At 72.3% G+C, this 15,704-nt stretch carries 11 protein-coding genes; 5 read left to right on the plus strand and 6 right to left on the minus strand.

Features of this window, described 5'->3' with window-relative positions:
* The 5 genes from AB0L59_RS00005 to AB0L59_RS00025 form a co-directional block, all read right to left on the minus strand.
* Nucleotides 1–920, minus strand: a 920-nt coding sequence (locus tag AB0L59_RS00005) for a glycosyltransferase family 2 protein (protein WP_365577444.1), incomplete at its 3' end; no start/stop codon positions are given.
* Nucleotides 921–1,078: 158 nt separating this feature from the next.
* Nucleotides 1,079–1,987 carry a carbohydrate ABC transporter permease gene (locus tag AB0L59_RS00010; protein ID WP_365577447.1) on the minus strand — a complete coding sequence of 303 codons (909 nt, stop codon included), beginning with the start codon at nucleotides 1,985–1,987 and terminating at the stop codon, nucleotides 1,079–1,081.
* Entirely contained in the window at nucleotides 1,984–3,264 is a 1,281-nt protein-coding gene (locus AB0L59_RS00015; RefSeq protein ID WP_365577450.1) for a sugar ABC transporter permease, read from the minus strand. Before AB0L59_RS00015 ends, AB0L59_RS00010 begins: the two co-directional genes overlap by 4 nt.
* 73 nt (nucleotides 3,265–3,337) lie before the next feature.
* Complete coding sequence (locus AB0L59_RS00020; protein ID WP_365577453.1) at nucleotides 3,338–4,708, minus strand: ABC transporter substrate-binding protein; 1,371 nt, start codon at nucleotides 4,706–4,708, stop codon at nucleotides 3,338–3,340.
* 183 nt (nucleotides 4,709–4,891) lie between these two features.
* Nucleotides 4,892–8,590, minus strand: coding sequence for an FHA domain-containing protein (locus AB0L59_RS00025; protein WP_365579429.1), 3,699 nt, complete (start codon nucleotides 8,588–8,590; stop codon nucleotides 4,892–4,894).
* A gap of 299 nt (nucleotides 8,591–8,889) precedes the next feature.
* Between AB0L59_RS00025 and AB0L59_RS00030 the strand changes: the two genes are divergently transcribed.
* The 4 genes from AB0L59_RS00030 to AB0L59_RS00045 all read left to right on the plus strand — a co-directional run bounded on the left by AB0L59_RS00030 (nucleotide 8,890) and on the right by AB0L59_RS00045 (nucleotide 14,487).
* Nucleotides 8,890–10,575 carry a protein kinase gene (locus tag AB0L59_RS00030; RefSeq protein ID WP_365577456.1) on the plus strand — a complete coding sequence of 562 codons (1,686 nt, stop codon included), beginning with the start codon at nucleotides 8,890–8,892 and terminating at the stop codon, nucleotides 10,573–10,575.
* Nucleotides 10,576–10,771: 196 nt separating this feature from the next.
* Entirely contained in the window at nucleotides 10,772–12,001 is a 1,230-nt protein-coding gene (locus AB0L59_RS00035) for a serine/threonine-protein kinase (protein WP_365577459.1), read from the plus strand.
* Between the two features lie 197 nt (nucleotides 12,002–12,198).
* On the plus strand, nucleotides 12,199–13,305 hold the full coding sequence (gene prfB, locus AB0L59_RS00040) for a peptide chain release factor 2 (RefSeq protein ID WP_365577462.1): 1,107 nt from the start codon (nucleotides 12,199–12,201) through the stop codon (nucleotides 13,303–13,305).
* Between the two features lie 309 nt (nucleotides 13,306–13,614).
* Nucleotides 13,615–14,487, plus strand: coding sequence for a hypothetical protein (locus tag AB0L59_RS00045; RefSeq protein WP_365577465.1), 873 nt, complete (start codon nucleotides 13,615–13,617; stop codon nucleotides 14,485–14,487).
* A 93-nt stretch (nucleotides 14,488–14,580) separates the two neighbouring features.
* On the opposite strand, the gene AB0L59_RS00050 is transcribed toward AB0L59_RS00045, so the two are convergent.
* Complete coding sequence (locus AB0L59_RS00050; protein WP_023550109.1) at nucleotides 14,581–14,772, minus strand: hypothetical protein; 192 nt, start codon at nucleotides 14,770–14,772, stop codon at nucleotides 14,581–14,583.
* Nucleotides 14,773–15,010: 238 nt separating this feature from the next.
* On the opposite strand from AB0L59_RS00050, the gene ftsE reads away from it, so the two are divergent.
* Entirely contained in the window at nucleotides 15,011–15,700 is a 690-nt protein-coding gene (ftsE, locus tag AB0L59_RS00055; protein ID WP_189949054.1) for a cell division ATP-binding protein FtsE, read from the plus strand.
* The last annotated feature ends 4 nt before the right edge of the window (nucleotides 15,701–15,704 follow it).

A 15,704-nucleotide genomic window follows, 5' to 3' on the forward strand; every position in this document is an offset into this window, starting at 1 on the left:
CGACCGCCGCGGACCTGTTTTTGCCGGCGCCGCCGGGGGGCGCCGGGGGCGCGGAGGGGGCGTTTGTCGGCCGGGGCCGGGCCAATAAACGCGCGGGGGCCCCCCCCCCCCCCCCGGCCCCGCTTGGTGAACACCGTCGCGTAGTGGTCGACCATGCGGCGGAACAACTCCGGCCGCCACCGGGTCAGTTCGGGATGGTCCTCGACATACGCGAACACCCGGTCGTACTGCTCGAAGAGATCGAAGTGCTGGACGCTGGTGGTGCCGAGGATGTTGCCCTGCCGGCGCTGCCGGTAGTGGACGCACACCCGGTCCAGGGTGGCGATCGACTCCGCCGCCATCAGCACCGGGAAGGTCCAGGGGGTGTCCTCGTAGTAGCCCGGCGGGAACGCGAAGCCGTGGCGCTCGACGAACTCCCGTCGGCAGGCCTTGTTCCAGGCCACCATCAGCACCCTGAGCAGCCCCGGCCGGTCCTCCAGGCGGAACGGCGCGGGGCCCTGCTCGGTGAGCGGGCCGGTGAGCTGGTTGCGCACCGACCGGCCGTCCCAGTAGGTGCGCGCGTAGTCGTACACCAGCACGTCCGGCTCGCCGGTCTCCTTGATCCGGTCCGCGATCGAGCGCAGCGCGTCCGGGGTGAGCGTGTCGTCGCTGTCCAGGAAGACCAGGTAGTCGCCGCTCGCTTCGGCCATCCCCGCGTTCCGGGCCCGTCCGAGCCCCCGGTTCTGGGCCAGGTGCACGGGCCGCACACGGGCGTCACGGGCCGCGTACTCGTCGATGATCGCGCCACAGGCATCCGGTGAGCAGTCGTCCACGGCGATCAGTTCCAGATCGGGATACGACTGAGAGAGCACCGAGTCCAGGCACTCGGAGAGATACGCCTGGACCTTGTACGCGGGGACAATGACACTGAACCTGGGCAAGGGGCATCCAAGGGTCGTCGGTCGGCGCGGGGGTTCTGACCGGGAACGGCCGATGGAGTGAATTGGTTACGGCTCCCTACGGCATGTGGGGGACGGCCGGTGAACGGCGAGGGGCGGGCCCCTTGCGGCCCGCCCCGAAAGAGTGCCGAAGAGCGCCTCTACTTGACCGCGCCCGCCATCACACCGGACACGAACTGCCGCTGGAACGCGAAGAACACGGCCAGCGGAATCACCATGGAGATGAACGCGCCGGGCGCCAGCACGTCGATGTTGTTGCCGAACTGCCGTACCTGCGTCTGCAGCGCGACCGTGATCGGCTGACTGCCCGAATCGGTGAACACCAGCGCGACCAGCATGTCGTTCCACACCCACAGGAACTGGAAGATGCCGAGGCTCGCGATCGCCGGGCCGCCGAGCGGCATCACCACCCGTGCGAACAACCGCAGTTCACCCGCGCCGTCCAGGCGGGCCGCCTCCAGCAGTTCACGCGGGATCTCCGCGAAGAAGTTGCGCAGCAGGAACACCGCGAACGGCAGACCGAAGCCGGTGTGGAACAGGACCACGCCGAGGACCGAGCCGAACAGACCGATCTTCCCGAACAGTTCCGCGATCGGGATCAGCGCCACCTGCACGGGCACGACCAGCAGACTCACCACGCCCAGGAACCACCAGTCGCGGCCCGGGAACTCCATCCACGCGAACGCGTAACCGGCCAGCGCGCCGATGACGACCACCAGGACCGTCGCCGGAACCGTGATCAGGACGGTGTTCCACAGGGAGTGGGTGATGTCGCCGTTCCCGAGGAGCTTCTGGTAGCTGTCGAACGTCAGTTGGGACGGCTTGGTGAACACCGTCCACCAGCCGCTCGCGCTCATGTCCTCGGGCGCGCGCAGCGAGGCGATGAGCAGACCGACGGTCGGCACCAGCCAGAACAGGCCGACGACGATGAGGAAGACGCGGACCAGGCCTCCGCTCAGCCTCTCGGTGATCCTCGAACCGAGGGACTGCCGCGCCTTCACCGTCCGGGCAGGGCCGGCCTTCGTGATGCCTCCGGCGGTCGCCGTCATCGCCTGACCTCCCGCCTCAGCCGACGGATGTTGAACAGCATCACCGGGATCACGAGCACCAGCAGGAGCACCGCGATCGCGCTCGCGACGCCCGGCTGGTTCTCCGCGAAGCCCTTGCGGTACAGCTCCAGGGCGAGCACGTTCGCGTCGTCCTGGGAGGAGCCGGGGGCGATGATGTAGACGAGGTCGAACACCTTCAGGACGTTGATCATCAGCGTGACGGTGACCACCGCGAGCACCGGCGCGAGCAGTGGCACGGTGACCTTGCGGAACACCTGCCACTCGGTGGCGCCGTCCACCCGTGCGGCCTCCAGCAGCTCCCGGGGCACCCCCGCGAGCCCGGCCGCGATCAGCACCATCGCGAAGCCCGCCCACATCCACACGTACGCCCCGATGATCGCCGGGGTGACCAGCGCCGGGCCGAGCCACTCGACGCCGTTGTACGGCTCCTTGAAGTTGCTCGCCGGAAGCCGCAGTCGTGCTCCGTCGGCGGACGCGGGCAGCGTGAAGGTGCCGTCGCCGGCCGCCTTCGCGGAGGCCACCACCCTGCCGTCCCTCACCGCCTCGATCCGCATCCCGGCATAGCCCAGCTCGGAGGGGTCGGGCACGCCGAGCCGGCCCACACCCTTGCCGCGCGTGAAGTCCTGCCAGGTGGTGCCGGTGATCTTCCCCGGCTCCGGCTCGGCGGCCGCGGCCTTCTTCGCGCCGTCGGGCATCTGGTCCGGGGCGACACCGACCAGGGGCAGGGTGACCGGCCGGCCGGCGTGGACCGGGGCCCTGGTGATGAAACCGCCCCCCTGGGCCACCAGCGGCGACTCGCGGCCCGGGTGCGCCTTGGGGAACGCCGACGACTGGGCGAAGGTGTCGTGCACGCCCACCCACACCGCGTTCGCCACGCCCTTGTGCGGATCCTGGTCGTACACCAACCGGAAGATGATCCCGGCCGCCAGCATCGAGATCGCCATCGGCATGAAGACCACCAGCTTGAAGGCCGTTCCCCAGCGCACCCGCTCGGTCAGCACCGCGAAGACCAGACCGAGCGCGGTGGACACCGTGGGCGCGAACACCACCCAGATGACGTTGTTCTTCAGGGCGGTGCGGATGCCGTCGTCCGTGAAGAGGGTCTTGTAGTTGTCCACGCCGGCGAAACCGTCGCCGGAGGCGCTCACGAAGCTGCGGATGAGCGAGTACCCGATCGGGTAGACCACGAGCGCCCCGAGCAGCACCAGGGCGGGCAGCAGGAACAGGGCTGCCACGGCCTTGCGGGTGCCGGTCACGCTCCTGCGACCGCGGGGTGCGGCGGGCCCCGGTGGGGCCCCGGCCGCCGTTGCCGCCGACGCCATCGCCGGATCAGCTCCCGCTTCCGTACGCGGCCGCCGCGTCCTTCTCCAGCTTCGCCTGCGTGCCCGCCACGTCCGCCGGGTTCTTCAGGAAGTCCTGCAGGTCCTTCCACTCACCCTTGCCGGGGGTGCCGCCGAAGGCCTGCGGTGCCTGGTCGGACATGTCGAAGCGGAAGTCGTCGCCGGACGCGATCAGTGCCTTGGCGATCTTCTGCTGCACCGCGTTCGGGTACGCCGAGATCGGCACGTTCTTGTTCGGCGAGAGATAGCCGCCGAGCTTCGCCTGGATCGTCGCCGCGTCCTGCGAGGCCAGGAAGGTGACGAGGGCCTGAGCCGCCTTGGAGTCCTTCAGGATCACCGCGGCGTCACCGCCGGAGACCACCGGCGCGGTGGAGCCGACCGCCGGGAACGGGAACACCTTCGCGTCCGTGCCCACCTTCGCCTTGGTCTCACCGATGTTGACCTGCACGAAGTCGCCCTCGTAGACCATCGCGGCCTTCGGCTGGTCGCCGCCGGTGAACGTCTGGGTGACCGAGGCCGGGAACTCCGTCTGCAGTGCGCCGTCCTGGCCGCCCGCGAGGTAGTCCTTCTTGCCCCAGATCTGGGCGAGGGTCGTCAGCGCCTGCCTGACCGAGGGATCCGTCCACTTGATCCTGTGCTGGGCGAGCTGGTCGTACTTCTGCGGGCCCGCCTGGGACAGATACACGTTCTCGAACCAGTCCGTCAGCGTCCAGCCGTCCGCGCCGCCCACGGAGAACGGCGTGACCCCGGAGTCGTACACCGCCCGGGTGGTGGTCAGCAGGTCCTGCCAGGTCTTGGGCTCCTTGGCGCCCGCGTTCCCGAAGACCTTGGCGTTGTACCAGATCAGCGACTTGTTGGCGGCCTTGTAGTAGACGCCGTACTGCTTGCCCCCGACCTTGCCGATGTCCTGCCACCCCTGGGAGTAGTTCTTCCGCAGCTCCTTCAGGACCTCCGGGCCGAGCGGCTTGGCCCATCCCCGCTGCACGGCCTGCTTGATGGCGCCGGGCTGCGGCAGCATGGCCACGTCCGGCGGCTGGCCGCCCGCGATCTTCGAACCGACGAAGTTGATGATCGGGTCCTGGGCGGGCACGAAGGTGACCTTCGCGCCGGTGCGCCTCTCGAACTCGGCGAGGACCTGCTTGAAGTTCTTCTGCTCCTGACCGGTCCAGACGGCCGCGATCTCCAGGTTCGCGCCGTTCAGTTTCGGCAGGCCGACGGTGGAACCGGTCGGGACGGCGCTGCCGCCCCCGCTGCCCTTCTTGTCGTTGCCGCTGCTGGAGCAGGCGGTGAGCGCGAGGGCTCCCGCGAGCAGTGCGGCGAGTGTGGCGACGGCCCTGTGTGTCCGGATGATGCTGCTCATATGCGCATCACTTCCCCGTTCGTCGTTCCTGGGTGAACGTCGTCGAGCGTGTCCCGTGCGCTCCGGTGTACGCGGGCCGCTCGGGGCGGGCAAGAGCGCCTGCGGTGTCAAGCGGCGCATCGTGACCGGCTCGTGACCAGGGGCGTATGCGTCCTTCTTCGGTTACGGCGCGGATTCCTCCGGCTAGAGCAGCGACGGCACCTCCGCGGCCGACACCTCCCGCGCCGCCCGCTCCACCGCGCTCGCCAGCAGGGCCAGGTCGGTGGGGCCGTTGCCCAGCTCCCGTACGGGCCGGCGGGCCGGCGGATCGCCCATGCGCTGCCAGTCCAGCGGGACCACCGTGGGCCGCTGGGTCGCCGTACGGGGGATACGGCCCGTCACCCGGCCGCCCTGGAAACCGATGACCCGGCCGTCCGCGAACGCCACCATGCCCCGCCCCGGCGCCGGTTCGTCCGGCCCCTGCTGGGGAGCGTCCAGCGCGATCCGCACGGTGGCCCGGCGCGCGGGCTCCGTCTCCGCGGTACGCCCGCCGATCCCGGTCGCCGCCACCAGATGGACCCCGAGCCGCTCGCCCTCCCGGGCCACCGCCTCCAAGGCGCGCATCACCGACCCGGCGGCGGGCCGGCCCGGCGAGCCGAGCGGCGGCGAGACCAGCGCGTCCAGGTCGTCGACGACGATCACGAGCCGCGGCAACGGCGGTGCCGCCTCGGCCCGCTGCCGCGCCGCCGCGCCCGGCCGCAGCCGCAGGGTGGAGCTGGGCGGCGCCTCTATGTCCCCGTTCGCGGCCGTGCGCTGCGCCACGATCCGGCCCGACACCGCACGCCCCGCGTGCCACTGGGCGAAGTCCGTCCGGCCCAGCAGCTCCGCCCGCCGCTTCAGTTCGGCGGACAGCGACTGGGCGAACTCCCGCATGCGCACGGGGTCGTTGGCGATCAGATGAGTGGTCACATGCGGTATCTCGGTGCACATCCGCAAGCCCTCGCCCCGTGCCGCGCCCGTCCCGACGCCGTCCCGGCCGTCGATCAGTACGATGCCCAGCCGGTCCGGCCGCTCGGCGGCGGCCAGCGAGGCCACCACGGCCCGCAGCAACTCCGTACGACCGCTGGCGGCCGGCCCCTCGATCAGCAGATGCGGCCCGTCGGCCACCAGATCGGCGGTGAGCGGCCCGCGCGGCCCGGCACCGAGCACCGCACGCGCCCGGCCGCCCAGCGCCTGGGTGTCGTCTGCCGCGTCCGCCCAGCGCGCCATCAGCGACGCCGGGGTGGCCCGGGCCAGCCCCAACTCGTCCAGCAGCCGCGCAGACTGCGGCAACGGCGCCGCCACGCGCGTGTCCCGCCCGCCGACCGGGCCGTCCGGACGCAGCGGCGCCAGCGCCCGCGCGAACCGCTCCGCCCAGGCGACGGACACGGCGTCGACGGCGGCGAGTGTGCCCGGGCCGACGGGACCGCTCGGCGCCACCCGCATCAGATGCAGCGCCGTCGCGACATCGCCGCCGAGCAGCGCCACCGCACCGCAGTGCCGGAACGTCGGCGTCGCCGCGCACGCGGCCTCGTACGTCAGCGCCACGGGGGAGGCGGGCGAGGCGGGCTCGGTCTCGGCGAGACAGATCACATGGATCCCGGCCCGCGGCCCGGCCACGGCCAGCCGCGCCACGGCGTCCCGCAGGGCGCTGCCGCCGGGATCTCCGTCCACGACGACGACGGTGTACGGCCCCGGGAACCCACCGGCATCGGCGTCTTCCTTGGCCCAGGAGGGGCGGTGCGCGGCGCCGGAGGCGTGCGCGGAGGTGCCGGCGCGGCCGGGGGAGAGGTGCTGGGCCGGGACGCCGGACGCGCCGGAGGCGGGTGCCGTGGGGCCGGCGTGGCCGGGAAAGAGGTCCTCGGCTCGGAGGGCGGGAGCGCCGGAGGAGGGTGGGGCGGTACCGGGACGGCCGGGGACGAGGCCCTGGGCGGGGATGTCCGGGGGGCCGGGGGTGCCGCTGGTGGCTGCCGGGGCCTGGGCGGGAGTGCCGAACGCCTCGGACAAGGTGCCCTGGGCGGACGCGCCTGGAAGGGATGCCTGGTCCGCGCCGCCCGTGCGGGAGCCGTGCGCGGGGGCGTCCGGTGCGGTGCCGGGCGCCGGGACGCGGACGGAGGCGGGGTGGGCCGCGCTCCGGCCGGTCGCCGCGTGGTCCTCCACCCGGCGCAGCAGTTCCTCGGTGCGGGCGGCCGCCTGTTCGCGGTCGTAGGCCAGCAGCAGCCGGCAGTCCTGGCCGTGGCCCGGCCGGACATGGGGGAGCCAGCCCAGCCAGGACCACTCGGCCGCGCGCTCCGCCGCGGGACGGGAGCGGTCGGCGCTGATCAGCACGATCTCCAGCAGATCGGGGGAGTGCAGCGCCGCCAGCTGGGCCAGCACCGCACGGGCCAGCCCCGACAGCCGGGGACGCGGACCGGCGAGGCCCAGCGCGCCCGCCTCGCGCAGTGCCGCCGTGACGGGCACCGCGGGCAGCAGGCCGGAGCCGTCCGGCGCGCTCCGGTCGGCCGTTCCGAGCCGCACGGTCAGCGTCTCCGGGTGACCCGGCCCGCGCTCCCACAGCCGGGGCCCGGGATCGAGCACCGTCAGCAGCAGCGCGGCCGGATCCGGCCAGGTCTCGGACTGCTGCGGCGCGACGGACGACGGAGCGGCGCCGGCGTGGGCGGCGGTGGCGTCGTACGCCCCGGGGCCGGGAGCCTGCTCCCCGCGTCCGCCGGCCAGTCGGCGGGCCCAGGCGCCGAGACCGCGCCGCCGCGCGCCCTGGGCGGCGTCGATGCCCCTGACGGGCGCGCCGTGACGACCGCTCGAGCGCGCGTCCTCGCCGGATCCGGGGCCTGATTCCGCCGTCCCGTGCCCCGCCGGGCCGGCGTGCCTCTGCCCGGGCGCCCCGCCCTGCCCACCGACGCCGAAGCGCCCGGCATGCGTGTCCCCGGAACCCGCCCGGCCGCGCCGCTCGATCCCGGGCGCCCCGGCCTGCCCCGGCACCACGGCTTCCCCCTGCCGGTGCTCCTGGGCCCCGCCCCCCGCACCGGAGGCTCCCCACCCGACGGGGTCGTACCCGTGCTGAGCGCCACCGGCACCCCCCGCACCTGCGGACGGCGCCGCACCCGGCACGTCGTGAACCTGACCCGCACCCCCGGAGGGGCCACCCGCACCCGGCGTTGCGTCCCGCGCGCCCCGCACCGGCCCCGCACCCGGCGAACCGTCGCGTACGACCCGGACGCACCCCTCCCCGTCGGAGACAGTGGGCAGGCGCGCCCCGGGTCCCCCGGACGGAGTAACCCGCAGCGCCGACTCCCCGATCCGCAGCAGGCTCCCGGCAGGGAACCGCACCGGCCGCTCAGCGAGCCGCACCCCGTCCAGCGCCGTTCCGTTGGTGGAGCCGAGGTCGGCGACCGAGACGCGGCCGTCGGGGCCGACGGTGACCGCGCAGTGCAGCCGGGACACGTCGGGGTCGTCCAGCGGTACGTCCGCGTCGGCCGAGCGGCCCACGGTGATCCGGCCGCCGTGCAGCAGATGGACCCCGCCCGCGTCGGGGCCGGCGACGACGTGCAGCTGGGTCGGCGCGTCGTCCAGCTCGGGGTGCGGCTCGGCGGCCGCGGGGGCGCCCAGGGACAGCACGGCGCCGTCGACCAGCGGGGGCTCGCCGAGGGTGCGGCGGCGCGGGTCGAGGCGTTCGGTGCCGGCGTACAGCACGACCGGGGAGCCGGAGGCGTCGCGGCCCTCCCCGGTGACCGCTCCGGCCAGCGCCGAGGCGACCGCGGCCAGGTCCGTGCCCGTGGGGGCCGTGACCAGCACGTCGCGACTCGCGGTGCGACCCCGCTGCGAGGCCGGGACCAGCGGGTCTACGACGGTCAGCCGGATCTGCATCCCCACCCCAACACGAGCACGTCGGCCAGTACTGGAAGGCATCCTCGCACCTGCCACCGACAACGCGCCCGGCACCCGGTGACAAGTGATCTTGATTGGTCGGCTGTGCCCCCAAAAATGCCTGACCGGTGCCTCACCGGCGATCAGTTGAGATCGGTCACGTCCGGCTCCGGCAACCAGCAGACCGGTACGTGCGTCTTCCCGTCGACACGTGGTGCCCACAAGGGCGGCACTACAGTGGGGCGGAACAACCGGAATGCAGGCAAGCAAGCAGCAGCAGACAGCAGGGAGCGCGTGACGTGCGGCCAGTCGGCAGCAAGTACCTGCTTGAGGAGCCGCTCGGACGCGGCGCCACAGGCACCGTCTGGCGTGCCCGCCAGCGCGAGACGGCGGGCGCCGAGGCGGCCGTGCCAGGGCAGCCCGGCGAGACGGTCGCGATCAAGGTCCTGAAGGAGGAGCTGGCGAGCGATCCGGACATCGTGATGCGCTTCCTTCGCGAGCGCTCCGTCCTGCTCCGCCTCACCCACCCGAACATCGTCCGGGTCCGCGACCTGGTCGTCGAGGGCGATCTGCTGGCGCTGGTCATGGACCTGGTCGACGGTCCCGACCTGCACCGCTACCTGCGCGAGAACGGCCCCCTGACCCCCGTCGCCGCCGCGCTGATGACGGCACAGATCGCCGACGCGCTCGCCGCGAGCCACGCCGACGGCGTCGTCCACCGCGACCTGAAGCCCGCCAACGTGCTGCTCGCGCAGTACGAGGGTCAGATGCACCCGATGCTGACCGACTTCGGCATCGCCCGCCTCGCCGACTCCCCGGGCCTGACCCGCACCCAGGAGTTCGTCGGCACGCCCGCGTACGTGGCACCGGAGTCCGCCGAGGGTCGCCCGCAGACCTCCGCGGTCGACATCTACGGCGCCGGCATCCTGCTGTACGAGCTGGTCACCGGCCGCCCGCCGTTCGCCGGCGGCACCGCGCTCGAGGTGCTGCACCAGCACCTGAGCGCCGAGCCGCGCCGTCCCTCCACGGTCCCGGACCCGCTGTGGACGGTCATAGAGCGCTGCCTGCGCAAGAACCCCGACGAACGGCCGAGCGCCGAGAACCTGGCGCGCGGCCTCAGGGTCGTGGCCGAGGGCATCGGCGTGCACGCGAACGCCGCGCAGATCGCCGCCGCCGAGGGCGTGGGCGCGCTGCTCGCCCCGGACCCGGCCCCGACCGCCGTTCCGGGCGTACCCGGTGCCGCCGACCCCACCCAGGTGCTGCCGAACACCGGCCCCCGGGGCGCGTACGACCCGAACGCCGCGACCAGCGTGCTGCCGCACACCGGCGGCCCCGTCGGCGCCGCCGACCCCACCGCCGTGCTGCCGAACACGGGCGCGGCGGACCCGACGGCGGTGCTGCCGAACACGGGTCCGCAGGGGCAGCAGCCCGAGCAGCCGCACCCCTGGCAGACCCAGCTGCGTGCCGCCCGCGACCGCAACGAGCAGACGCAGATCCAGTACCTCGCGCCGGAGGACGACCCGCTGCGCCACCGGCCGCAGCGACAGGTGGCCCGGCCCCAGCAGCAGCCGCGGCAGGCCTCGCAGGCCCGCCCCCAGCAGCCGCAGCCGCGCGGCCGGCAGCAGGGGTACCAGCAGGGGTACGGCTACGCGCCGCAGCAGCAACCCCAGCAGTACGCCCCGCCGCAGGCGCCGCAGCAGCGGTACGCGCCGCCCGCCCCGGAGCCGCAGCGGCCCGCGCGCGAGCCCCGCGCGCCGCGGCAGCGCAGCGCCAACCCGATGAAGATCCCGGGGCTCGGCTGCCTGAAGGGCTGTCTGTTCACGATCGTCATCCTGGTCGTGGCGAGCTGGCTGATCTACGAGCTGACCCCGGTGCACACCTGGATCGGTCAGGGCCGGAGCTACTGGCACGAGGTGAGCCACTGGACCGGCCAGATCGGTAAGTGGATCAAGGACCTGGGCGGTTCCTCCGGCGGCGGTAACTGAGCGGGCGAACTCGCGGTAACTCGCCGCGAGTTTGCGGATTTGTCGACATCTGACGGGTGATTTCCGTCTCCGCGGTGAAGGTTGGCTCGTTCAACGCGTAGTTTTATCGACCAGGGTTCCTGGTCTGGCGGCTGGGGTCCCGGGGTCGTCCCCCGGAATGACGCAGCAGCGACAACACGCGTCTGTAGGAGCAGTCTTGGCACGGAAGATCGGCAGCCGGTACACCGCGCACCAGATCCTGGGGCGGGGCAGCGCCGGCACGGTGTGGCTGGGCGAGGGGCCGGAGGGTCCCGTCGCCGTCAAGCTGCTGCGCGAGGACCTCGCCTCCGACCAGGAGCTCGTCGGGCGCTTCGTCCAGGAGCGCACCGCGCTGCTCGGCCTGGAGCATCCGCACATCGTGACGGTGCGTGACCTGGTGGTCGACGGCAACGACCTGGCCCTGGTCATGGACCTCGTGCGCGGCACCGACCTGCGCACCCGGCTGGAGCGCGAGCGGCGGCTCCCCCCCGAGGCGGCCGTGGCGATCGTCGCCGACGTGGCCGACGCGCTGGCGGCGGCCCACGCGGCCGGGGTCGTCCACCGGGACGTCAAGCCCGAGAACGTCCTCCTCGACATGCAGGGACCGCTCGGGCCCGGCGGATCCCACCCCGCCCTGCTCACCGACTTCGGCGTCGCCAAGCTCATCGATTCGCCGAAGCGGACGCGGGCCACGAAGATCATCGGTACACCGGACTACCTCGCCCCCGAGATCGTCGAGGGCCTGCCGCCGCGCGCGGCCGTGGACATCTACGCCCTGGCGACCGTCCTCTACGAGCTGCTGGCGGGCTTCACCCCCTTCGGCGGCGGTCACCCCGGCGCGGTGCTGCGACGCCATGTCACCGAGACCGTCGTACCCCTCCCCGGTATCCCGGAGGAGCTCTGGCAGCTGATCGTGCAGTGCCTGGCCAAGGCGCCCGCGTCCCGGCTGCGCGCCTCCGAGCTGGCGGCGCGGCTGCGGGAGCAGCTGCCGACACTGGCCGGGATGCCGCCGCTGGACGTGGACGAGCCGGACCTCTCCGCGGAGCCGGCACAGGACGAGCCGGCGCCGGCGGCTCCGTCCGGTGCCGAGCCGCTACGGCGGCGGGGGGCGGTGTCCCTCGTCCCCGGAGCCAAGCCGGACTCCAACCGGGACACGCACACGTCGATGAGAGTGCCGGGGCCGGACGAGCTGGCGGGGGGCGCGCACGGCACGGCTCGCGCTCCTCGCGCATCCGGTACGCCCCGGCCCGGCTCGGCCCGCCACAAGGCCGCGGTGCGCAGGCGCCGGGTGACTCTGGGCGTGGCCGGCGTGGTGCTGGCGGCTGTGGTGGGCGTCGGTGCGTGGTGGGCCTCGGCCGACGGGCACTCCGAGGCGCCCTCCGGCACCCACAGCACGTCGACCCCGTGACCCGCCCGGGGGCGCCGCCCCCCGGAGCCCCGTTCCGCACCCGTGGCTGCCGGCCGAGAGGGCACCCTCCCCGGCCGATCGAGTCGAGTGGAAGGGCGGCCGGGCGGAGGCTCTGGGGCGGAGCCTCCAGGAGGGCCACCGCAGGGCCGGGGGCTGCTCGGCCGAGGACGGTTGCCACAGCCGTTACGCTTGAAGGCGTGGCAGTCGTCGATGTATCCGAAGAGCTGAAGTCCCTCTCCTCGACCATGGAGTCGATCGAGGCCGTCCTGGACCTCGACAGGCTGAGGGCAGACATCGCCGTGCTCGAGGAGCAGGCGGCCGCGCCGTCCCTCTGGGACAACCCGGACGAGGCGCAGAAGATCACCAGCAAGCTCTCCCACCTCCAGGCCGAGGTCAGGAAGGCGGAGGCGCTGCGCGGCCGGATCGACGATCTCGCCGTCCTCTTCGAGATGGCCGAGGAGGAGGACGACCCGGACACCCGCGCCGAGGCCGAGTCCGAGCTGGCCGCGGTGAAGAAGTCGCTGGACGAGATGGAGGTCCGCACCCTGCTGTCCGGCGAGTACGACTCCCGTGAGGCGCTCGTCAACATCCGCGCCGAGGCCGGTGGCGTCGACGCCGCCGACTTCGCGGAGAAGCTCCAGCGCATGTACCTGCGCTGGGCCGAGCAGCGCGGCTACAAGACGGAGCTCATCGAGACGTCGTACGCCGAAGAGGCCGGCATCAAGTCGACCACCTTCTCCGTGCAGGCGCCGTACGCCTACGGCACCCTCTCCGTCGAGCAGGGCACGCACCGACTGGTGCGCATCTCGCCCTACGACAACCAGGGCCGCCGTCAGACCTCCTTCGCGGGTGTCGAGGTGCTTCCCGTCGTCGAGCAGTCCGACCACGTCGAGATCGACGAGTCCGAGCTGCGGATCGACGTCTACCGTTCCTCCGGGCCCGGTGGTCAGGGCGTGAACACCACCGACTCGGCCGTGCGCATCACCCACCTCCCCACCGGCATCGTCGTCTCCTGCCAGAACGAGCGCTCGCAGATCCAGAACAAGGCCACGGCGATGAACGTGCTGCAGGCCAAGCTGCTGGAGCGCCGCCGGCAGGAGGAGCAGGCCAAGATGGACGCGCTCAAGGGCGACGGAGGCAACTCCTGGGGCAACCAGATGCGTTCGTACGTCCTGCACCCGTACCAGATGGTCAAGGACCTGAGGACGGAGTACGAAGTGGGCAACCCGGAGGCCGTGTTCAACGGTGAGATCGACGGGTTCCTGGAGGCCGGCATTCGCTGGCGCAAGCAGCAGGAGAAGTAACTTTGTCGACATGACAGTCGACTGGACAACTGCCGCCCGAGGGGCGGCAGTTGTCTTTTGTCTGGGTTTTACGTCACACTCACAGGCTTCAACTCACCGCAAACGCCCCCCGAAGGGACATCGCGCCCGCAACGGCCTTGACGTTGCTTTGAAAAATCGGAAAGGTGAGGCGCGGCATGCGTACTCGAGGGGCGCATGTGAACCGGGGGAATGAGTTGACGCGGACTTCGTCACCGGCTGCCCTCCGTCGATCACGGCACGCCCCATGCGCAGCCTCATTGGCGAACAGCTACTGGGGGTAGCAACTACATGACGAAGAAGACGCGGATCCGGGTCGCGCGGATAGCCGCCGGCGCCGTGATCGCGGCCGGTGCGTCCTTGACCGCGGCCGGCGCGGCATCCGCCCTGGACCTCAACGTCCCGGGCATCCACGCGGACGGTGGTACCGACGGCGGCACCGACGGCGGTGACGGCGGGTGCGACCTCGGCATCTGCACGACCGGCGGTGACAACACGACCGGCGGCGACACCACGACCGGCGGCGACACCACGACCGGCGGCGACACGACCACCGGTGGTGACACGACCACCGGTGGTGACACGACGACCGGCGGTGACACGACCACCGGCGGTGACAACACGGTCGGCGGCGACGTCACCATCGGCGGAGTCATCGGCGGCGGTGACACCACGACCGGCGGTGACACCACCACGGGCGGTGACACGACGACCGGCGGTGACACGACGACCGGCGGTGACACCACCACGGGCGGTGACACGACGACCGGTGGCGGCAGCACGACCGGCGGCGACACCACGACCGGTGGTGGCAGCACGACCGGTGGTGGCAGCACCACGGGCGGTGGCAGCACCACGGGCGGTGGCAGCACGACCGGTGGCGGCAGCACGGGTGGCTCCAGCACCGGCGGCGGCTCCAGCACCGGTGGCAACAACGACACCCCGCAGGGCGGGAACAACAACGCCACCCAGGACCAGGGCTCCTCGGCCCTCACCGACACCGGCTCCGACAGCAAGCCCCAGGGCGGCGACAAGCAGCTCGCCGAGACCGGTGCCGGCCAGACCGCGTTCCTGCTCATCGGTGCCGCGACGATGATCGCCGGCGGCATCGGCTTCCGCGTCCTGCCGCGTCTGGCGAACGGCCGGGGCGGCGCGGCCGCCTGAGCGTAGCCGCACGGTCACGCAGTGCGCCTGCCGTGCATACGTAAGGGCCCGGAGCTCGGCGCTCCGGGCCCTTACGGCTTTCTCGGGCTTTTCTCAAGCGGTCTGGTGCGCCAGCAGCGCCACCGCGGCGATCAGCACCGCCAGCAGCGCGATCAGCGCCATCGGGTTCACCCCACCCAGAAAACCCTCTTGCTGCAGTCGCTCGCGGTTGGCACGGCACACCGGGCACCGGCCCTCGCTCACGGGCGCCGCGCAGTTCGCGCACACCAACCGGTCGTACGTCATGCGCTCGCCCTCCTCGCACCGGCCATCACTGTCATACAACGCTCACGGGAACGAGAACGTTCCCCCTCCACTGTGCCAGGTTCGCGGAGCGCATGCGCGGGGCCTTGGAGAGCGGGGAGAGCACAGGGGCCGGTACAAAAACGTACAAGCCTTACCCAACCTCGACCTGCGACTGCACTTGCACACCCGGTTCGCGTATGGTCACGCTCATCTACCCCCGGCGACCCGTGGTGCATCCGTGATCCGATTCGACAACGTCTCCAAGGTCTACCCCAAGCAGACCCGCCCCGCACTCAGGGATGTCTCCCTGGAAGTGGAGAAGGGCGAGTTCGTGTTCCTCGTGGGGTCCTCCGGCTCCGGAAAGTCCACCTTCCTGCGGCTCGTCCTCCGCGAGGAGCGGTGCAGCCACGGACAGGTGCACGTGCTGGGCAAGGACCTCGCGCGCCTCTCCAACTGGAAGGTGCCGCAGATGCGCCGCCAGCTGGGGACGGTGTTCCAGGACTTCCGGCTCCTGCCCAACAAGACCGTCGCGGAGAACGTGGCCTTCGCCCAGGAGGTCATCGGCAAGTCCCGCGGCGAGATCCGCAAGTCCGTTCCGCAGGTGCTCGATCTCGTCGGGCTCGGCGGCAAGGAGGAGCGCATGCCGGGCGAGCTGTCCGGTGGTGAGCAGCAGCGCGTGGCCATCGCGCGGGCCTTCGTCAACCGGCCCAAGCTGCTGATCGCCGACGAGCCCACCGGCAACCTCGACCCGCAGACCTCCGTCGGCATCATGAAGCTGCTCGACCGCATCAACCGGACGGGCACCACGGTCATCATGGCGACGCACGATCAGAACATCGTGGACCAGATGCGCAAGCGCGTCATCGAGCTGGAGAAGGGCCGCCTCGTCCGCGACCAGGCCCGCGGCGTCTACGGCTACCAGCACTAAGCAA

It is taken from the genome of Streptomyces sp. NPDC052109 (assembly GCF_040680195.1).
Classification (GTDB): Bacteria; Actinomycetota; Actinomycetes; order Streptomycetales; family Streptomycetaceae; genus Streptomyces.